Raw genomic sequence first — 19,908 nt, forward strand, 5'->3', positions numbered from 1 at the left:
CTTTCCTTTGAAATCTCGGTCTCGCTCAGATCTTCGTCAGGTAGCCCGACAGCGTCGGCCCTTCCTGCGCGAAATCGAGCGCCGCGCGATCGCTGACGGGCGTTTCGCGCTTCACCGTGCAGATCAGTTCGTTCCCCTGAATTTCCGAGGCCACGATCAGGCAGGTCGCGACGTGCTTGGGTCCGTCATAGAGATCGACATGGCCGCGTAGATGCGAGACCTCGTCGGCATCCAACGCGAAGCCACCCGGCACCCGGCGCAGCACCGGCCAGATCTGACCGCCTGCGAGAACACGCAGGCGTGCCTTTTTCGCCGCATCGCGTTTCTGCGCGGCGCGCAGTCCTTCAAGGACCTCCTTAGGCAGGAATTCCATGACATCCTCCAACAGCTTCCCCGTGATCCATGCTGATCACCTCAATGTAAAAAGCAAGTTAACCATTCAGACGATCCGATTCTGCGGCTGCAAAGAGTGCTGAAATTGCAACGGCTTGCATGGCCGCCGCATCGGGTTGTCGCGCTGGGCCGCGCGAGATAGCGTCGAGGGTGACCGCGCAACCCGGAGGCTCTCATGCGTAAAGCTCTGCTCACCCTGACCCTCGCTCTCTCGCCCATGTTCAACGTCGGTATTGCCCATGCCGAGTGCGGCGGTAGCTGGTCCGGTTTCGTGTCCGGGATTCGCAGCGATCTGCAGGCGGCTGGATTGAACGCGCAGCAGGCCAATGCGTTCCTCGCCGGTGCGCAGCAGAATCAGGCGGTGTTGCGGGCGGACCGGGCGCAGGGGGTGTTTCGCAAAACCTTTCTCGAATTCGCGAGCGCGGTGATCAGCAAGAACCGGATGGTGAACGGGGCGAAGAACGCCAAGCGTTATGCGAAAACCTTCGACCGGATGGAGCAGACCTACGGCGTCTCGCGCGGGGTGCTGCTGGCCTTCTGGGCGCTCGAGACCGATTACGGCGCAGTGCAGGGCGATTTCAACACGCGCGATGCGCTGCTGACGCTGGCCCATGATTGCCGCCGGCCCGAGCTGTTCCGCCCGCAAGTGATTGCCGCCGGGGAGCTGTTCCGGCGCGGCGATTTCGATCCCAAGCGAACCACCGGTGCCTGGGCGGGAGAGATCGGGCAGGTGCAGATGCTGCCCGAGGACATTCTGCACAACGGGGTCGATGGCGATGGCGACGGGCATGTTCGCCTGAAGACCTCGGCGCCCGATGCGCTGATGTCGGGGGCCAACATGCTGCGCGATATGGGGTGGCGCCCGAACGAGCCGTGGATGCAGGAAGTGACTGTGCCCAACAATCTCGATTGGTCCCAGACCGGGCTCACCACCGAATTGCCGGTCTCCGAATGGGCGGCGCGCGGCGTGCGTGCGCGGCAGGGGCAGCTTGCGCGCAATCTGCGCGGATCGCTCCTTTTGCCGATGGGGCGCAAGGGGCCCGCCTTTATCGTCTATCCGAATTTCCGTGTGCTGTTCGAATGGAACAAGAGCTTCGTCTACGTCACCAGCGCGGCCTATTTCGCCACGCGCCTCGAAGGGGCGCCGCGCCTCGATCCCGGCGCGCCCGAACCGGGGCTGAGCGTGTCGCAGATGAAGCGGTTGCAGGATAAGCTGGTCGCGAAGGGCTATGACGTGGGTGCGGTCGATGGCATCCTCGGCGCCAACACCCGCAACGCTGTCCAGAGCGCGCAAGAGAGGTTCGGACTGTCCGCGGATGGTTGGCCGACGCGCGCCTTGCTCGATCGGTTGTGACCGCGTCGGGGCGGGCGGTCACCCCGCTGCGCCGCCAAGTGCGAAGAAATCGAGAAACGGGCTGAGCAGGTAGCGGATCGGAGAGACCGGCGCGGTCTGCAGGAAAACCTCGGCGGGCATACCGGGCACGAGAAGCCTGCGTTCCTCCGCGTCGAGCTCGCCCATATCGAAGGTGATCCGCACTTTGTAATAGCTTGCGCCGGTCGCCGGATCGGTCAGCGTGTCCGGGGAGATACGCGTGATCGTGCCTGTCACGTCGCTCGAGATTCGCCGTGACAGTCCCGGAAAGCGGAGGATCGCAGTTTGGCCTGCCGCCACGCCGTCGATATTGGTCGGATCGACCTGCGCATTGATGATGAGCGGCCGCCCGGTCTCTACGATTGCCATCGCCATCTCCGCCGGGCGCAGCACCGCGTGTGCGCCGCGCAAGCGCACATCGTGCACCGTGCCGCTGACTGGCGCGCGTAGGGTGCGCCGCGCCAATTCGTGGCGCAGATGTGTGGTGCGGGCAGAGAGCTCGTTGGCGCGGGCATTGCTGGATTCGAGTTGCGACTCGATTTCCTCCCGGCGTTGCCATTGCAGCCGCGACGCGGTGAGCACCACGCCGCCGCTTTGCACCGTGAGCTGCGTTTTCTGGGCGCTCAACGCGCCGAGTTGTCGCTCCAGCGAGACCTGCTCGCGGGTGAGGGCGAGGATTTGCGCCGATGTGGCGAGGCCGCGATCCTTCAGCCGTTCGCGGAGGGCGAGTTCTTTTTCGATCAACCGCTCTTCGCGTTCCAGCGCCGTGACCTGCGCATCGAGCCCGTCGCGCTGCGCACGGATTTGCTGCAGCTGCCGCGCCATTTCGGCGCGTTGCTGAGCGAAGGACTGCTTGCGGGCTTCGAACAGGGAATTCTGCCCCTCGAGCAGATCGGTGACATCCGCGCGGAGCTTGGCCGCCTCCAAAAGCTGCCTCGGGTAAGGGACCGTGTTCGCGCCGTCCCGTTCGGCTTGCAGCCGCGCGCGCTGGGCCTGCAGGGCGAAATCCGAGGCTTCGACGATGGCCAGCTCGGTCCGGATGTCGTCCGAGGCAAGGCGCATCAGCACTTGGCCACGGGTGACGTGATCGCCGCTTTTGACATAAATCTGTTCGATGGTCCCGCCGGTCGGATGCTCGATCACATGGCGGGAGCTGTCGACTTCGATCCGTCCGGAGGCCTGGATCGATCCGGCGAGCCGCGTGACGGTGAGCCAAAGGGCGGATCCGATGAAGAGGGCGACGATCGCCGCGAGGCCGAAGCCGATCGGGACGCCATGTTGCGAAGGGGTGCAGCAGGTGCCCCCTTGCCCAGAATGGATGCAGGCGTCGCTCACGCGGCGCTGTCCGCGCGTGGAACCACGCGGGCCTTCGTGGCCGAGGCGATCATGCGCTTGAGAACGTCGTCACGCGCGCCGAGGGCGCGCTGCGCCCCGTGATCGAGTACGAGGATGCGTTCGCATTCGGCGAGCGCGCCGGGGCTGTTGGTCATCACGATCGCCGCGCCGCCGCGCGCCTTCAGATCGCTCAGCATCGTGTGCAGACAGGCCCCGCCATCTCCACTGAGCAGAAGGTTCGGCTCATCGAGAATAAGCAGGATCGGGTCGTGATAGAGCGCCCGCGAAAGCGCGACGAGCTGGCGCTGGCGATCGGAGAGCGAAGCCCCCTCGAATTCGATCGGTGTGTCGTAGCCCGCGGGCATTTTGAGAATCATCTGATGCGCGCCGGCGCGTTCGGCTGCGGCGATGACCCGGTCCATGTCGGGCGCGAGGTCGAGCCGGGCGATATTCTCGGCCACGGTGCCGGGGAAAAAGGTGACCGATTGCGGAAGGTAGCCGATCAGCCGCCCCAAATTGTCGCGGTCGTATTGATCCAGCGGCACCTCGTTGAGGCGGATCGTGCCTGAGCTTGGATGGGCGAAGTTGCACAGGCTGCGCGCGAGAACGGATTTGCCTGCGCCGAGCGGGCCGATCACCCCGAGCGCCTCGCCGGGTTCGAGCGAGAAGCTGATCATCTCGATTGCCGCTCGGTCGGAATTGGCGGGCCGGACGGTGATGTCTTCGACGGCAAGGCGCGCCTTCGGGCTCACCCACTCAGTGCCCTTTTGCGCGGCCGGGTGAGCGCCGAGCAGGGCCGCCAGCCGGTCGCGGGCGACGATGGCGCGCTGCCATTGCGTCCACCCGCCGACGGCAAGCTCGACCGGCGCGAGTGATCGCCCCATCAGGATCGAGGCGGCGATCATCGCCCCCGGGCTCAACTCGCCTTGCAGGACCAGATAGGCGCCAAGCGCCAGCATCGAGGTTTGCAGCAGCATCCGCAGTGCGCGCATCGAGGCATGGAAGCTGCCGCTGAGATCGGTGGCTCGAATCGCGTTGTCCATCGATTCATGCCGCGCTGCCTGCCAACGTTTGAAGCCGCTTTCGCGCATTCCGAGCGAAACGACCGTTTCGATCTGGCGGAGAAAATCGTTTCCGAGATACCGGGCTTTGTTTTCGAGCTGCGTGGTCTCTTCCATTCGCCCGCGCGTGACGAATTGCGTAGCGAGAGACAGCAGGATCAACGTGGCCCCTCCGGCGAAGGCCAGAGCGCCGAGCCACGGGTGGAACACAAACAGCACTCCGAGATAGAGCGGCGTCCAGGGCAGATCGAACACCGCCGCCGCGACCGGGGAGGCATAATAGCGCTGGACGATTTCCAGATCACGCAGGGCGTTGTTGGAGGATCGCTCCTGCGTGTTGATGGTGGCGTCGATGATGGCGGCGTCGAAGACGCGCCGCTCGAGGCCGCGCTGATGATCCGCCCCGATTCGGGCGAGCAGGCGACCTCGCGCCCAATCAATGACGCCCATCATCGTGAAGAGAAAGGCCACCAGCAGGAACAGGTTGATCAGCGTCGGCAAGGACCGCGCGGGCAGCACGCGGTCATAGACCTGCAGCATGAACAGCGGCCCCGCGAGAACGAGCAGATTGATGAAGGCCGCGAATATTGCGACCAGCACGAATTGCCTTCGTACCCGGCCTAGCAGCCGGGCCATCTCCCCTCGTCCTTTGACGATGTTGCGTTTGATGATGGCTTGATCGGTGTTGGAATATGGCATCGTGCTCTCCCCGCGATGACGGGCACTGATCGGAGCGCCGCGCTTGGCAAGGGTGATGCGAAGGCGCTGAACGGGGCGTTAATTTCGCCGCGCCTTTTCGCGTCAATTCGATCCATTTCTTCCGGAACTCCGGAGTTCTGAGCGACTCGCGTTGCGGCAAGACCGGATGCGCCCTATCTATTTCAGGACCTAAGCCGCAACGCAGGGGGGAGCGACTTTGGCGCAGGAATTAGAAAAGAGGGCCTCGGCGCGCATCGGCATGCGGTGGTCGGCGGTGGCTACGATGACGGCGCTTGCGCTGGGGTTGGCCGCCTGCGCACCTGCGCCGCCCGCGACCGGCATTCAGGATCCTTACGAGGCGGCAAATCGCAAGACGCATGAGTTCAACAAGAAGCTCGACTCGGCCTTCTTCCGCTCCGATTCGACCGATGGCAGTGGCCCCGGGCCGGTGACGAAAACGCTCTATAATGTCGGCAGCAATCTCAGCCTGCCGGGCAAAGTGCTCAACTCTCTGCTGCAAGGACGGCCCGAACCGGCGGTGAAGAACACTTTCCGATTCTTCATCAACTCGACGATCGGGCTGGGGGGTATCTTCGATCCGGCGGGGACGGATTTCTCGTTGCCCGAGACGGATACCGATTTCGGTGAGACGCTACATGTCTGGGGCGTGGGCGAAGGTAATTATCAGGAATTGCCGGTCTTCGGGCCGTCCACGACGCGTGATACAGTCGGGATGGTCGTCGATTTTGTGATCGACCCGCTGGGCGCGCTGCCCGACAAGGAGCGCATCGCCGCAGGGGCGCTACGCTTCGGCGGCAATGTCGCGAAGCGCAACATGTATGGCACCACTGTCGATTCGATCCTGTACGACAGTGCCGACAGCTATGCTCAAAGCCGGCTTCTGTATCTGCAGAACCGACGCTACGAACTCAATGGCGAGGAGGCCACCGATGCGAATGCCTACGATCCCTACGAAGACCTTCTGCTGCAATAGGCGGCAGGTTCTGGGCCTCGGCGCGGCGGGTCTGGCGGCGGCGATGGTGCCGAGTTCGGCATATGCGCTGACCGATGCGCAGGCGCGCGCGCTGATCCAGAAAGCGGTGAACGAGGTCAACGCGGCCATCGCCTCGGGGCGCACCGGGCCCGCGCTCTATGCGATGTTTGAACGGATTTTCGCGCGATATGCGGATGTGAACGTCATCGCGCGCTCGGCGCTGGGCGTGGCGGCGCGGCAGGCGAGCCCGGCGCAGCTTGCGGCCTTCACCAAGGCGTTCCAGGGCTACCTCTCGCGCAAATACGGCAAGCGGTTCCGTGAGTTCCAAGGCGCGAAGTTCCAGATTCAGGGCGCACGCCCGATCAAGACCTTCTACGAGGTGAAGACACTCGCGACCCTGCCGGGGCAGGCGCCGTTTGAGGTGCTGTGGCAGGTCTCGGATCGCTCTGGCAGCGACAAGTTCTTCAACCTGATCGTCGAGGGCGTGAATATGCTCGCCTCCGAACGGGCCGAGATCGGCGCGATGCTCGATCGGCGTCGCGGCAATATCAACGCGATGATCGAGGATCTGAAACGGGCGGGATAACCGGCGCGGGCTTCGGCCCTGCAGGGCACCACACCAAATGAAAAACGCCCGGACCATCGGTCCGGGCGTTTTCATTTTGTGGGTCGGGTCGCTCAGTTGCTGCCGAAGATGTTCAGCAACTCGTTGAGGATCGACTGCGACGGGTCGCGCCGCTGTCTTTGGGGCTGCTGCTGAGCGGGGGCTTGCCCCGCGCTCTGGCTTTGACCCTGAGACTGCTGTGCCGGCACCTGCCAGTCGCCCGGATGGGCCATGGGCAGCGGCTTGGGGTCTTCGCCGTTGAGCACACGCTTCATCGTCTCGTGGAAGATCTCGGCGGGCAGGCCACCCCCAGTCGTCCCTTTCAGCGGCGTGTTGTCGTCATTGCCCATCCAGACGCCGACCACGTAATCCGAGGTGAAGCCGACGAACCAGGCATCGCGCGCGCTCTGCGTGGTGCCGGTCTTGCCCGCGATCTCGTAGCCGTCGATGTTGGCGCGGCGACCGGTCCCGTGCAGCACCACCTGACGCATCATGTAGGTCAGTTCCTGCGCCGCTTTCTTCGAGATCACGCGCTCGCCGATCCCGCCGGGCTTACCGAAGAGCGGCTGGTCGTCGCCTTTCAGCGTCAGCGAGGTCAGGCCATAGGGCTGCACCGAAGAGCCGCCATTGAGGATACCCGCATAGGCCCCCGTCATGTCGAGCAGGTCCGATTCCCCCACGCCAAGCGCCACCGAGGGGAGGTTCGGAAGGTCCTGCGCGAAGCCGAACCCTTCCGCGACCTTGATGACATTCTCGCGCCCCACCGCTTCGGAGACGCGCACGGTCGCCACGTTCACCGAATGCTCCAGCGCCGTGGTCAGCGTGATCGGCCCCATGTAGCTGCGTTCGTAGTTGCGCGGGCTCCAATCGGGCGAGCCGGGCATCTTCACCGTGACCGGCGCGTCATCCACCATCGAATCCGGGGTGTAGCCCAGATCGAGCGCGGTCGCGTAGACGAAGGGCTTGAAGGTCGAGCCGGTCTGCCGCTGCGCCATGGTCGCGTGGTTGAACGCACCCGAGACCTTCGTGGCCCGACCGCCAACCATGCCGCGCACGGCACCATCGGCGCTCATCACGACGATCGCGGATTCGGCCTTCGAGCCTTTGGAGACCTTGTTGTCATAGACCGACTTCATCGCGTCTTCGGCCGCCGACTGGATGCGCTGATCGAGGGTGGTGTTGATGACCACATCCTCGGTCGTGTCGCGCGACAGGAAGTCGGGGATCGTGTCCATCACCCAATCCGCAAAATAGCCGCCCGCGCGCTTCTGGGCCGCCTGGCTCAGGGTGGCGGGGTTGTTCTTCGCGTCGAGATATTGCCGGTCCGTCAGGTAGTTTTGCTCATGCATGAGGCTGAGCACGGTCTCCGCCCGCTCCTGCGAGCGTTTGAGGCTCGAGGTCGGGGCGTAGTAGCTCGGGGCTTTCAGAAGGCCCGCTAGCATCGCGGCCTGCTGCGGATCGACATTGGCGGCCGAGATGCCGAAATAGCGCTCCGACGCGGCCTCGAAGCCGCGCGCACCCGCACCGAGATAGGCGCGGTTGAGGTAGATCGAAAGGATTTCATCTTTCGAGTATTTCAGTTCCAGCGCGAAGGCGTAGGGGACTTCCTTGATCTTGCGGCGCAGACCGCCCGAACGGCAGTCATTCTCATAGGCGGCTTCGTTCTTCCACTTCTTCGGGTCGAACTTCACGCCGAGGCACAGGAGCTTCGCGGTCTGCTGAGTGATGGTCGAACCGCCGTTGCCATCGAAAGGCCCGCGCCCTTCGCGCATGTTGATCGCCATTGCCGAGGCGATGCCGCGCGGCGAGATGCCGAAGTGATGGTAGAAGCGGCGGTCCTCGGTCGCGACCACGGCGTCGCGCAGATAGGGCGAGACGTTTTTCGCGTCGATCTGGCCGCCGAAGGTCTCGCCGCGCCAGGCGAAGACCTTGCCCTGATCGTCGAGCATCGTGACCGAGCCGCGGGTGCGGCCGTCGAGCAGCTTCGTGTAGTCGGGCAGGGTCGAGTAGAAATACAGCGTCGCTGCGCCCACCACGAGGGCGACGATCATCGCGAGCCGCCAGCCGACGCCCCAGACAACCCGCCAGATCAACCGAGCGAGGCCGATGATCAGACCGGTGATCGGCCCGTTGCGCCGCGGCGGCTTGCCTCGGCCGCCACTGCCGCCACCGCCGTTACCTCCACCCCGGCGCGCATTCTTGCGCGGCTTGGTGGGTTTCGATGCCTTGGGAGGCTGCTTCGACGAGGAATAGCGCTTGTCGGCCACGAGGCGCCCGCGCCCTCCGCCTTTCTGAGTCATCTGCCTGTTCCGCTGCCTGCGTTTTAATTGCGCGCAATCTACACGGGCCGACCCGAGATGTGCACCCGCGAAAAATCACGTTTCAGATTTGCAATGTGATTAAAAAAGCGGCAAAGCGCACAAATTGTGCAAATTTGAGCCAGAATCCGCTGAGGCTGCTACTCGGACGGAACCTCGTTTCCTTGTGTGAAAGGGGCACAGCGGGCCTTTTAACACCGTGCGATGTCACCAAGCGGGCATCGAAAGGGCTGAACAAGGAAGGGATGTCAGGTGAAACTCATCATTGCAGCAATCAAGCCGTTCAAGCTGGAGGAGGTGCGCGAGGCGCTCACCACCATCGGCGTGCGCGGAATGATGGTGACCGAGATCAAAGGCTTCGGTGCCCAGTCGGGTCACACGGAAATCTATCGTGGCGCCGAATACGCCGTGAACTTCGTGCCGAAGGTCAAGCTGGAGATCGTCGTCGCGGACGGCCTCGCCGACGAGGTTGTCGACACGATCATGAAAGCCGCGAAAACCGACAAGATCGGCGACGGCAAAATCTTCGTTCTCGATGTCGGGCAGGCGGTTCGCGTGCGCACCGGCGAATCCAATGACGACGCGCTTTAAGGCGCGACAGGGGGAAAGTAGGAAAATGAACAAGCTTTCGAAAATCACTGGCCTTGCGGTTGCGATGACCGCGGTGGCCCTGCCGGCGCTGGCGCAAGACGCCGCCCCGGTCGATCCGCCGGCCAATGAGATCGGCTTCATCCTGAACACCTTCATGTTCCTCGTCACCGGCTTCCTGGTGATGTGGATGGGCGCGGGCTTCTCGATGCTCGAGGCTGGCCTCGTGCGTTCGAAGAACGTGACCATGCAGTCGCTGAAGAACATCGCGCTCTTCGCGATCGCGGCGATCATGTACTACCTGATCGGCTACAACCTGATGTATCCGGGCGACGGCTGGTCGATCAACGGCGTGCTCGGTGCCTTCTCGACCACCTCGCTCGAGCCCGTTGGCGTCGGCGCGGATTCGGTCGACCTGACCTACGCTTCGGTCGGTTCGGACTTCTTCTTCCAGCTGATGTTCTGCGCCACCACCGCGTCGATCGTTTCGGGCACCCTGGCCGAGCGCATCAAGCTGTGGCCGTTCCTGATCTTCACCGTGATCCTGACGGGCTTCATCTACCCGATCCAGGCTTCGTGGAAATGGGGCGGTGGCTTCCTGGATGCCGATTTCGGCTTCCTCGACTTCGCTGGCTCGACCGTCGTGCACTCGGTCGGTGGCTGGGCAGCTCTCGCAGGCGCTCTGATCCTCGGCCCGCGTATCGGCAAGTATAAGGACGGCAAGGTCCAGGCTATGCCCGGTTCGAACCTGACGCTCGCCACGCTCGGTACCTTCATCCTGTGGCTCGGTTGGTTCGGCTTCAACGGCGGTTCGCAGCTCTACATGAACACCGTGGGCAACGTCGCCGATATCTCGCGCATCTTCGCCAACACGAACACGGCAGCTGCCGGTGGCGCGATCGCAGCGCTGATCCTGACCCAGATCCTCTACAAGAAGCCGGATCTGACCATGGTTCTCAACGGCGCTCTGGCTGGCCTCGTGTCGATCACGGCTGAGCCGCTGACCCCGAGCCTCGGTGCAGCGACCATCATCGGCGCGATCGGCGGTATCATCGTGGTCCTGCTGGTTCCGATGCTCGACAAGCTGAAGATCGACGACGTCGTGGGCGCTATCCCGGTCCACCTCGGCGCTGGTATCTGGGGCACGCTGGCTGTTCCGATCACCAACCCGGACGGCACCTTCTACGGCCAGATCGTTTCGATCATCATCGTCGGCATCTTCGTCTTCGTGGTCTCGGCAATCATCTGGTTCATCCTCAAAGCCGTCATGGGCATCCGCGCCCCGGCCGAGGACGAGATGATGGGTCTCGACAAGGCGGAACTCGGCATGGAAGCCTATCCGGAGTTCGTCAACTAAGACGCCGCATCCAAGACAAAGCGAAAGGCCCGGGAGCGATCCCGGGCCTTTTTCATTGCGTCTGGTGTCCGCTTACTCGGTGACCGGAGCGCCTTGCGGCTTTTGGCCGCCGCCGCTGTTCTGGTAATCCGGCTTGCGCAGGAAGAAGACCAGCGGGATGGCCGCCAGCGTGACCCACATCATGAACTTGAAGTCGTCCACGTAAGAGATCATCGCCGCCTGCTGCGTCGCAAGGTTGTTGAGCACCGTCAGGGCCGCTTCCCGCGACATGCCGCTCGCGCCGTTCATCACGCCCGAGAGGTTCTGCGGATTGATCGCAGAGACGATCTCGGAGTGGTTCACCGCGATATTGTGGGTGAGCAGCGCGGTCACGATCGAGATCCCGATGGACGAGCCGATATTGCGCAGAAGCGAGAACAGCGCCGTGCCGTCGCCGCGATATTCCGGGGCGAGCGTTGCGAAGGCCAGCGTCGAGATCGGCACGAAGACCGAACCCAGTCCGAAGCCCTGAATCACGCCCGAGATGATGATCCATTTTGGCCCCATCTGCGGCGAGAAGGTCGACATGATGTGCAGCGAATAGGCGGTTAAGGACAGCCCGACCACCACGAGGATGCGCAGGTCGATGACCTTCACCAACCGCCCGATCAGCAGCATCATGATCATCGCCCCCACGCCGCGTGGCGACATCACGAGGCCCGTCGTCAGCGTCGGATAGCTGAAGATGTTCGACAGCATCGGCGGCAGCAGCGCCAGCGAGGCGAGCAGGATGATCCCGATCACGAAGATGAACAGCAGCCCCATCGAGAGGTTGCGGTCGAGGAACATCTTCGGCTCGAGGAAGGGCTTCTTCGCGCTGAGAATCCACACGAGGAAGACCCAGAACCCGCTGATCGCGAGCGCGGCCTCGATCCAAATCTCGCGCGAGGCGAACCAGTCGAGATCGGACCCACGGTCGAGCATCATCTGCAGCGACCCGATCGCCACGGCCAGCGCCGCGAAGCCGAAGAAGTCGAAACCGATCTTCTTCTTGGGGGTCTCGGGCAGGAAGAAGGCGGAGCCCGCGATGGCGATCATCCCGAGCGGCACGTTGATGTAGAACACCCAGCGCCAGTTGATCACCTCGGTCAGATAGCCGCCCAGCGTCGGGCCGATGATCGGGCCGAGCATGATGCCCGCACCGAACATCGCCATCGCCTGCCCGTGCTTCTCGCGCGGATTGATGTCGAGCATGAAGTTCTGCGCGAGTGGCACGATGGCCGCACCGAACACGCCCTGCATGAGGCGGAAGATCACCATCACGTCGAGCGACCACGCGATCCCGCAAAGCATCGAGAAGACGACGAAGCCGATCACCGCGACCATGAAGATCTCCCGCCGCCCGAAGCGGTTGGCAAGCCAACCCGACAGCGGCGTCACGATGGCTGCGGCCACGATATAGGAGGTCAGCACCCAGTTGATCGTATCGCGCGACGCGCCGAGGTCGGCGCGCATGTCGGGCAGGGCCACGTTCGCGATGGTAGTATCGAGCACCTGCATGATCACGGCCAGCATCAGCGACGCCATGATCAGCGCGCGATGCGGCACGTTATGCGGGTCGATCCCCTTGGGTTGTTTGTCTGCGGCCTCGGCCATGACTTACTGCCCCTGATCGGTCGTGCCAGCGACTGCGGCCGAGCTGTTCGCCTTGTCGAGGATGCGCTTGTAACGCGGCTCCGAGGCGGTATCGACGGTGACGCTGGCCGACAGGCCTGCGCGCAGACCTTCGAGGTTCGCGCCTTCGTCGAGACGCAGGCGCACAGGCACGCGCTGGGTCACTTTCACCCAGTTACCGGTCGCGTTCTGTGCCGGAAGGATCGAGAACTCGGCCCCCGTGCCCGCGCCGACCGCATCGACCGTCGCGTGATATTCGCGGTCGGGGAAGGCGTCGAATTCGACTGTGGCCGACTGGCCCTCTTGCATATGGGTCAGCGCGGTTTCCTTGAAGTTCGCGATCACCCAGACGTCGCTGGTATCGACCAGCGTGAAGAGGCTGGCGCCTGCACCGACCATCTCGCCCGCTTTGAACGAGGAGGCCTGGTAGATGATGCCATCGGTGGGCGCATCGACCTCGGTCTGCGAGAGGTTGTACTTGGCGTCATTGACCGCCGCGATCGCCGATTTCACCGAAGGGTGCTCGTCCACCTGAATCTCGGGATTGCCGTTGAGCGCAACCTTGGCCGACGCCACTTTCTGCTTGGCCGCGGCCAGCGTGTTCTGCGCGGCTTGCGTCGCCGTGCGCTGCTGGTCGAGCGCCTGCTGCGTCGTGGTGCCGGATTTGATCAGCTTTTCCTGACGGTCGAGCTGTTTTTTCTCATACTCGGCGTTATCCGCCGCCTGTTTCTCGTCGGCGAGCGCAGCCTTGTAGGAGGCGCGAAGCTGTTCGACCTGAAGGCGGGCCTGCGACAGTGCGGCCTCTGCCTTGGCCAGCGCCAGCTCGTAGGGTTTCTTGTCGAGCTCGAAGAGCGGCGTGCCTTTTTTCACATGCTCGTTGTCATGCACGAACACCTTGGTCACGCGGCCCGAGATTTGCGAGGCCACGGGAATCCGCGCCATCTGATAGTTGGCGTTCTCGGTGCTTTGCGAGCCACCGGCGCTCAGCCAGTACCACGCGCCGCCCAGTACGATGAGGGCAGGCACGAGAATAAGGAGCCAGAATTTCGGCCCCTTCTTCTGTTTCGGTTGGTTTGCCGCGCTGTCCGCGGTCGGGTTCTGGTCACTCATGATTTGTCTCTGACGTGGAGGAGGTGTCTTCGGAGAGGTTACGGATGATCGCCCGCAGGGTGTTCAGTGCGGTCGCGACTTCGTCATCGCTCAGCCCGGCCAGTGCCTGCTCGTAGATGTCATCCGCGATGGAGCGCGCATTCTCGAACGCGTTGCGCGCCTTGGCCGAGGGATGCACGAGCTTGACGCGTCGATCATTCGGATCAGGTTTGCGGCAGACCCAGTCGGCTTCTTCCATGCGGTCGACGAGGCGCGAGACCGAAATCGGTTCGATTTCGAGCAGCTCGGCCAGCCGGGCCTGCGCCAGCGCGCCCTCCTTCTTGAGGTAGACGAGCAGTCGCCATTGCGCGGTCGTCAGGCCGAACTCGTTGGCGCGTGCCTCGAAGCGACGGCGGATCAACCGCGTCGCGTCGTGCAGGAGAAAACCTAGGCTCTGATCGGGCATCCGGGGCTCCGTTGAAATTAAAGTAAGCCTCTATATTATGAGCCTGCTTATTATTTCAAGTGCGCAATGCGGAAAAATCCGCCAAGAAAAACGGCGGCCCGAGTGGACCGCCGTTTCGAATTTTCGTGTTGTCGGAAGCGGTTAGACGCCTGCGTCGATCAGCGCGCGGGCCAGAAGCGGCACGCTGTTTTTGTTCAGGCCCGCGATGTTGATACGCGAGTCGCCGACCATGTAGATCGCGTTGCCTTCCTTCATCGCAGCGACCTGCTCGGGCGTCGCACCAAGGCGCGAGAACATGCCGCGGTGCTCTGCCACGAAGTCGAAGCGGTCGGAGTTGGACAGCTTGCGCAGCTCGTCGGCGAGTTGCTGGCGCAGCTCCAGCATGCCGGTGCGAACCTCTTCCAGCTCGGCTTCCCAATCGGCGCGCAGCTCGGGATCGGTGAGCACGCGGGTGACCAGCGCCTGCCCGTGATAGGGCGGGAAAGAGTAGGTCTGACGGTTGAGATAGGCGAGGTTGCCCTGAACGGTTTTCTTGGTCTCTTCCGAGCCTAGAACCATCAGGCAGCCGGTGCGCTCGCGATAGATGCCGAAGTTCTTCGAGCACGACGCCGCGATCAGCACTTCCGGCAGACGCTCGGCGATCAGGCGGGTGCCTGCCGCATCCGCTTCAAGACCGTCCCCGAAGCCCTGATAGGCGAGGTCGATCATCGGCACGGCGCCGGTCTCAGCCAGCAGATCGGCGACCTTGCCCCATTGCTCGAGCGTCAGGTTCGCGCCGGTCGGATTGTGGCAGCAGCCGTGCAGCAACACGATGTCGCCTTCCTTGGCACCCTTCAGGTCTTCCATCATCGCGTCGAAATCGACCGAGCGGGTCTCGGCATCGAAATAGCGATAGGTTGTGAAGTCCTGATTTATGAATTTCAGGATCGAGAGGTGGTTCGGCCAGGTCGGATCGGAGACCCAGATCTTGGTGCCGGGGTTCGCGATGCGGGCAAGCTCGAAGCCCATGCGGCAGGCGCCGGTGCCGCCCACGGTCGAGAGGCACGCCAGACGATCGGCCGGGTAGCCCTTGCCCAGAACCATCTCGGCCATCGCCGCGTGGAATTCCGGCTGGCCGGCGAGGCCCGCGTATTTCTTCGTGGTCTCATTGTCCCAGACCTGCTTTTCCGCCTTGTGGATGGCGCGCATGATCGGGGTTTCGCCTTCGGCGTTCTTGTAGACGCCGACGCCGAGATCGACCTTCTGGTCGCGCTCATCGGCGCGGTATTCTTCCATCAGCGCGAGGATCTTGTCCGGCGCCTGCGGCTTGAGATTGTTCAGCATTATGCTTCTCCCGTTGCGACCTTGAGGTCGTTATACATGCCCCATTCCGACCAGGACCCGTCATAGAGTGACCAGTCGGACTTGCCGATCAGTTCGAGCGCGAGCGACAGGATCGCGGCGCTGACACCGGAGCCGCAGGTCGTGATCGCGGGCTTCGACAGGTCGACGCCGGCGGCCTCGAACAGGGCCTTGATCTCTTCTGGGGATTTGAAGGTGCCCTCGGGGGTCAGCAACTCGCCGAAGGGCAGGTTGCGCGAGCCGGGGATATGACCCGAACGCAGCCCCGGGCGCGGCTCCGTGCCGTTGCCGAGGAAGCGTTCATTCGGGCGCGCGTCGATGATTTCGTGATCGCCGAGCTTGCTGGCATGGGCGACCTGCGTGACGTCCTTCACCAGACCGGGGTGGCGTTGCACCGTCATGTGACGGTCGCGCACCATCGGCGGCATGTCTTCGAGCGGGCGGCCTTCGGCTTCCCATTTCGGCAAACCGCCGTCGAGCACCGCCACATCCGTCTTGCCCATCAGGCGGAAGGTCCACCACACGCGCGGCGCGGAGAAGATCGAGTGCTGATCGTAGATCACGACCTGATGGCCGTCGCCGACGCCCATCGCGCGCATGCGGCTGATGAACTTCTCGGGCGGCGGCGCCATATGCGGCAGGTCCGAGCGGTTATCGGCGATATCGTCGATGTCGAAGAAGCGCGCACCGGGGATGTGCTTGGCGTCATAGGTCGCCTTCGCATCCCGCTCCATCTGCGGCAGGAACCACGAAGCGTCCAGAATGCGCAGGTCGGGGTCCTTCAGATGGGCAGCAAGCCAATCCGTCGATACGAGCGTTTTCGGGTCATCCATCGTCATGCGCCTCTTTTGCCGGTCGGGATTGCTTAGACTCAGCGGCGCGCAAGACGCAAGGGCAGGGCGGGTAAATCCGCCCCGTGTCCCTAGTAATTCTGCTTCAGAAGGCGCTGTTTCTGGCGGTTCCAGTCGCGTTTCGCCTCGGTTTCGCGCTTATCGGCCTGCTTCTTGCCCTTCGCGATCCCGATCAGGACCTTCGCGATGCCCTTCTCGTTGAAGTACATCTTCAGCGGCACGATGGTCATGCCCTCGCGCTGGGTCGCGTTCCACAGGCGCGCCAATTCGCGCTTGGAGACGAGCAGCTTACGCTTGCGCCGCTCCTCATGGCCGAAATGCGTGGCCTGGTTGAGGCTCGCGATATAGGAGTTGATCAGCCACAATTCGGCATCCTCGACCGAGGCGTAGCTCTCGGCGATGTTCGTCTGACCGACGCGCATCGATTTCACCTCGGAGCCTTGCAGCACGATGCCCGCCTCGAGGGTGTCCTCGACGGCGTAGTGATAACGTGCCTGCCGGTTCTCGGCGATCAGCTTGGAATTGGGGTCTGAATGCTTTGCCATAGTCGCATCGAGATAGGGCAGGCAAGCGGCTCTGTCTAGTGCGGCACCGCTACGCTTGACGCCCGTGCAGCGGCGCGAAATAGCTAGGGCAGGAGGAAACGCCCATGATCATCCAGATCGCCATCGGTTCGGTGATGATGCTTCTGACCGTTTGCATCGCCGCGCTCAGCGCCTGGGCGATCGAGGCGACGTTCTCGCGGCTGCACTGGTGGATGCTGCGTGAGCCGCACCGCCCGAAGCTGATGCTGATGGTCGTCGTCGCCGCTCTTTGGGCCTTGGCGATGGTCACGGCGGGCGTCTGGCTCTGGGCCTTCTGCTTCCGCATCCTGGGCGTGTTCAACACGATGGAGCAGTCGGTCTATTTCTCGCTCGTGAGCTTCACCACGCTGGGATACGGCGACATCCTGCTTTCGCATCAATGGCGCATTCTTGGCGGGATGGCGGCGGCGAACGGGCTGCTGAATGTGGGGCTTCTGACCGCGCTGCTGGTCGAGGTGATCCGGCATGTGCGCAAGAGCCAGCTGGAGGCCCGGGCCGAGCGCGGCGCGAGCTGAGCTGCTGTGCTCGCGCGCGCGGGTGCGCACGCGAGCTATATATCCGTCAGTCGAGCATCAGTGCGTCTTTGACGATCCCGGTCAGCATATCGGTGACCGGCTGCATCGACTCTTCGTCATAGGAGCGGAAGCCCACCGTCACGTGATCCGTGTCCTCGGGCGTCTGGTAGACGAAGATCGTGTAGGGGCAGTACTGGAAGTTGGTGATATCCGCCTCCATCACCTCGCGCGACGTCTGCGCCGAGCAGAAGGAGAATACGTCCGCGCCGGTGAACAGCGTCTTGGTGCTGCCGACCGCGTCTTTCGTGCGCTCCAGCATGTCACCGGTATGGCTGACGTGATCCACCACGAGCCCCGCGCCGATGATTGCGTTCTGCACTGCGAAGGTGACGTTGTCGAAGGTGTCTTCGGTGGTCCAGGTATGGGCGTCCCCGGCCGTTGCCGCGCTCGCCCCCACTGTGATGACCGCCGCGAGTGCGGCGCCGATGAAGCGTTTCATCTCTCTCTCCCTTGTCTCCCGATCGGACGACTTTGCGCCGTCCGTTGATCCAGTCTCGATACTGGCGCGTATTTTTATACGTGCCTAGAGGTAACAATGTCGCTGTAAGCTCCGAAGTGTAAGCGACGGGCACCGCCCCATATGTAGGGGCAGAGAGGAGATTTCCATGCGCAAGATAAGACCGAACGATCCGAGCTGGGCCGATGTGACGCCGAAGGCCGACTTCCTGAACCGCCGCCAAATCATGGCAGGCGCGGGGGCCATGGCGCTTGGCTCGATTGCCGGGCCCAGCTTTGCCAGCATCGACGCCAAGCCCTCGAAATTCTCGACCGACGCCAAGCCGAACACCCTCAAGGAGATTACCTCCTACAACAACTTCTACGAATTCGGCTGGGACAAGTCGGACCCCGCGCAATATGCGGGCCAACTGGTCACCGACCCGTGGTCGATCGAGATCGACGGGATGGTCGACAAGCCCGGCTCCTATCCGCTCGACGATATCCTCAAACCCGTGACGCTCGAGCAGCGTATCTATCGCTTCCGCTGCGTGGAGGCATGGTCGATGGTCGTGCCGTGGATCGGGTTCGAGTTGTCCAGCCTTCTGAACCGCGTGGGCGTGCAGCCGTCCGCGAAATACGTGGCCTTCCAGACGCTCTACCGTCCCGAGCAGATGCCGGGTCAGAAGCAGGGCGGTATCGACTGGCCCTATGTCGAGGGGCTGCGCATCGACGAGGCGATGAACCCGCTGACCATTCTGGCGACCGGTCTCTATGACGAAGAGATGCCGAACCAGAACGGCGCACCGGTCCGCCTGATCGTGCCGTGGAAATACGGCTTCAAATCGATCAAGAGCATCGTGAAAATCTCGCTGACCGATAAGCAGCCGCCGACGACGTGGAACCAACTGCAGCCGCGCGAATACGGCTTCTATGCCAATGTGAACCCGAAAGTGGATCACCCGCGCTGGTCGCAGGCCACCGAACGTCGCGTGGGCGCGGGCCTCTTTGCAGGCCGTCAGGAGACGCTGATGTTCAACGGCTACGGCGACGAGGTCGCGCAGCTCTACAAGGGCATGGACCTCGCGAAGTATTACTGATGATCAGCGCAACCCTCTCCGCCCCGATCAACACCGCGCTGCGTCGTGTGCCCAGCTGGGCCGTCTATCTGGCGGGGCTGATCCCGCTGGCATGGGTGGTCTGGCTGACACTGACCGGCGGCATCGGCGTCGATCCCGTGAAAGCGATCGAGCATCGGCTGGGCAAGATCGCCCTGTGGTTCCTGATCGGCGGGCTGGCCATCACGCCCGCCCGCCGATTCCTCGGTATTAACCTGATCAAGTATCGCCGCGCGATTGGCTTGCTGGCCTTCTTCTATGTGGCGCTGCACCTGATCGCCTGGGTGGTGCTGGATATGGGGATGCTCTGGGCACAAGCCGCGGCGGATCTCATCAAGCGCCCCTACCTCTTCTTCGGCATCACGGCTTTTGTGCTGCTGATCCCCTTGGCGGTGACGTCGAACAACGCCTCGATCCGCAAGTTGGGGAAAAACTGGCGGCGGGTTCACATGCTGGTTTACCCGGCGGTGGCGCTCGGCGTGATTCACTACCTCTGGCAGATGAAGGTGATTTCCAGCGAGGGTTGGCTCTGGCTTGGTGTCTTCGTTGCGCTGATGGCTATTCGATTCCGTACGTTTCGCTGGTGACTCGGTTGGTTTGGTTTGCTGCCCTTGGGGCATGGTCCTCAGGAGGTTTCGCGGGGGTGGGTGATTTGCGCAAGATTCTTCCCTGCGGTGGTTCGGGGTGAATTGGGTGCATTTGCGGTGGTGTTGAAAGCGTAGCGATTTCAGTGGTTTGGTGAGTTCTTTCGAGAAAAGTGACAGTTTTTCGAAAAAGGCACTTGCGACTCCCGGGAGTGATCCGTAAATACCGCCTCACCGAAGCGGCACACACCGCAACGGGGCGCCGGAAGGGATCGCAAGAGACTGAAGGCGAAGGAAATTTTGGAGATACGGTTGGCAGGCGCGCCCCAAGGGATTGAGGCGAGGCCGGTTGATTTTGTCTCCGCGCTCTTTGACATTGATAGATATCTGAAGAGATATGCGGGCGGTTTGGTCGATGATCGATGCGGACCGGAGCATATCGGCTCTCTAGCTTTCGGGCGATGATGAGAGTGTCAGCTTCACTGTTTGGC

The 19,908-nt window shown here is 63.0% G+C and carries 19 protein-coding genes; 8 read left to right on the forward strand and 11 right to left on the reverse strand.

Annotated elements, in window-relative coordinates; translation table 11 throughout:
• Positions 1-25: 25 nt before the first annotated feature.
• Positions 26-373 carry a hypothetical protein gene (locus tag ACZ7GB_RS11840; RefSeq protein WP_078570812.1) on the reverse strand — a complete coding sequence of 116 codons (348 nt, stop codon included), beginning with the start codon at positions 371-373 and terminating at the stop codon, positions 26-28.
• 195 nt (positions 374-568) lie between these two features.
• Between ACZ7GB_RS11840 and ACZ7GB_RS11845 the strand changes: the two genes are divergently transcribed.
• Entirely contained in the window at positions 569-1,747 is a 1,179-nt protein-coding gene (locus ACZ7GB_RS11845) for a lytic murein transglycosylase (RefSeq protein ID WP_472158812.1), read from the forward strand.
• Between the two features lie 18 nt (positions 1,748-1,765).
• Here ACZ7GB_RS11845 and ACZ7GB_RS11850 read toward each other — a convergent pair whose 3' ends face one another.
• On the reverse strand, positions 1,766-3,100 hold the full coding sequence (locus ACZ7GB_RS11850; protein WP_472158813.1) for an HlyD family type I secretion periplasmic adaptor subunit: 1,335 nt from the start codon (positions 3,098-3,100) through the stop codon (positions 1,766-1,768).
• Entirely contained in the window at positions 3,097-4,797 is a 1,701-nt protein-coding gene (locus ACZ7GB_RS11855) for a type I secretion system permease/ATPase (RefSeq protein ID WP_472158814.1), read from the reverse strand. Before ACZ7GB_RS11855 ends, ACZ7GB_RS11850 begins: the two co-directional genes overlap by 4 nt.
• 346 nt (positions 4,798-5,143) lie before the next feature.
• Between ACZ7GB_RS11855 and ACZ7GB_RS11860 the strand changes: the two genes are divergently transcribed.
• Positions 5,144-5,854 (forward strand): MlaA family lipoprotein, encoded by a 711-nt coding sequence (locus ACZ7GB_RS11860; protein WP_472158828.1) that lies wholly within the window; start codon positions 5,144-5,146, stop codon positions 5,852-5,854.
• Positions 5,817-6,440 (forward strand): MlaC/ttg2D family ABC transporter substrate-binding protein, encoded by a 624-nt coding sequence (locus ACZ7GB_RS11865; RefSeq protein WP_472158815.1) that lies wholly within the window; start codon positions 5,817-5,819, stop codon positions 6,438-6,440. Before ACZ7GB_RS11860 ends, ACZ7GB_RS11865 begins: the two co-directional genes overlap by 38 nt.
• Positions 6,441-6,532: 92 nt before the next feature.
• On the opposite strand, the gene ACZ7GB_RS11870 is transcribed toward ACZ7GB_RS11865, so the two are convergent.
• Positions 6,533-8,758: a transglycosylase domain-containing protein gene (locus ACZ7GB_RS11870; RefSeq protein ID WP_472158817.1), complete on the reverse strand. Its 2,226-nt coding sequence runs from the start codon at positions 8,756-8,758 to the stop codon at positions 6,533-6,535.
• A 270-nt stretch (positions 8,759-9,028) separates the two neighbouring features.
• On the opposite strand from ACZ7GB_RS11870, the gene ACZ7GB_RS11875 reads away from it, so the two are divergent.
• Both ACZ7GB_RS11875 and ACZ7GB_RS11880 read left to right on the forward strand, forming a co-directional pair.
• Positions 9,029-9,367, forward strand: a complete 339-nt coding sequence (locus tag ACZ7GB_RS11875; protein WP_078522388.1) for a P-II family nitrogen regulator — start codon at positions 9,029-9,031, stop codon at positions 9,365-9,367.
• A 25-nt stretch (positions 9,368-9,392) separates the two neighbouring features.
• Entirely contained in the window at positions 9,393-10,721 is a 1,329-nt protein-coding gene (locus ACZ7GB_RS11880) for an ammonium transporter (RefSeq protein ID WP_172976213.1), read from the forward strand.
• A gap of 72 nt (positions 10,722-10,793) precedes the next feature.
• Here ACZ7GB_RS11880 and ACZ7GB_RS11885 read toward each other — a convergent pair whose 3' ends face one another.
• The 6 genes from ACZ7GB_RS11885 to smpB form a co-directional block, all read right to left on the reverse strand.
• Positions 10,794-12,356, reverse strand: coding sequence for a DHA2 family efflux MFS transporter permease subunit (locus ACZ7GB_RS11885; protein WP_472158818.1), 1,563 nt, complete (start codon positions 12,354-12,356; stop codon positions 10,794-10,796).
• A 3-nt stretch (positions 12,357-12,359) separates the two neighbouring features.
• Positions 12,360-13,484 (reverse strand): HlyD family secretion protein, encoded by a 1,125-nt coding sequence (locus ACZ7GB_RS11890; RefSeq protein ID WP_472158820.1) that lies wholly within the window; start codon positions 13,482-13,484, stop codon positions 12,360-12,362.
• The gene (locus ACZ7GB_RS11895; RefSeq protein WP_078570821.1) at positions 13,477-13,929 is read right to left on the reverse strand and encodes a MarR family winged helix-turn-helix transcriptional regulator; all 453 of its coding nucleotides are present in this window, start codon (positions 13,927-13,929) and stop codon (positions 13,477-13,479) included. The genes ACZ7GB_RS11890 and ACZ7GB_RS11895 overlap by 8 nt, the downstream gene beginning before the upstream one ends.
• Before the next feature lie 141 nt (positions 13,930-14,070).
• Complete coding sequence (locus tag ACZ7GB_RS11900; RefSeq protein WP_472158821.1) at positions 14,071-15,252, reverse strand: amino acid aminotransferase; 1,182 nt, start codon at positions 15,250-15,252, stop codon at positions 14,071-14,073.
• Positions 15,252-16,103, reverse strand: a complete 852-nt coding sequence (sseA, locus tag ACZ7GB_RS11905; RefSeq protein WP_078570849.1) for a 3-mercaptopyruvate sulfurtransferase — start codon at positions 16,101-16,103, stop codon at positions 15,252-15,254. Before sseA ends, ACZ7GB_RS11900 begins: the two co-directional genes overlap by 1 nt.
• Before the next feature lie 89 nt (positions 16,104-16,192).
• Positions 16,193-16,666, reverse strand: coding sequence for an SsrA-binding protein SmpB (gene smpB / locus ACZ7GB_RS11910; RefSeq protein ID WP_083076202.1), 474 nt, complete (start codon positions 16,664-16,666; stop codon positions 16,193-16,195).
• Between the two features lie 104 nt (positions 16,667-16,770).
• Between smpB and ACZ7GB_RS11915 the strand changes: the two genes are divergently transcribed.
• Complete coding sequence (locus ACZ7GB_RS11915) at positions 16,771-17,220, forward strand: ion channel (RefSeq protein WP_078541739.1); 450 nt, start codon at positions 16,771-16,773, stop codon at positions 17,218-17,220.
• Between the two features lie 46 nt (positions 17,221-17,266).
• Here the strand turns inward: ACZ7GB_RS11915 and ACZ7GB_RS11920 are convergent, their stop codons facing one another.
• Positions 17,267-17,719, reverse strand: a complete 453-nt coding sequence (locus tag ACZ7GB_RS11920) for a hypothetical protein (RefSeq protein ID WP_078541740.1) — start codon at positions 17,717-17,719, stop codon at positions 17,267-17,269.
• Positions 17,720-17,885: 166 nt separating this feature from the next.
• Here ACZ7GB_RS11920 and msrP point away from each other — a divergent pair, with 166 nt between their 5' ends.
• The gene (gene msrP, locus ACZ7GB_RS11925; protein ID WP_078602223.1) at positions 17,886-18,815 is read left to right on the forward strand and encodes a protein-methionine-sulfoxide reductase catalytic subunit MsrP; all 930 of its coding nucleotides are present in this window, start codon (positions 17,886-17,888) and stop codon (positions 18,813-18,815) included.
• The gene (gene msrQ / locus ACZ7GB_RS11930; protein WP_472158822.1) at positions 18,815-19,420 is read left to right on the forward strand and encodes a protein-methionine-sulfoxide reductase heme-binding subunit MsrQ; all 606 of its coding nucleotides are present in this window, start codon (positions 18,815-18,817) and stop codon (positions 19,418-19,420) included. The genes msrP and msrQ overlap by 1 nt, the downstream gene beginning before the upstream one ends.
• The last annotated feature ends 488 nt before the right edge of the window (positions 19,421-19,908 follow it).

The organism is Thioclava sp. PTB-PU3-1 (assembly GCF_055666785.1).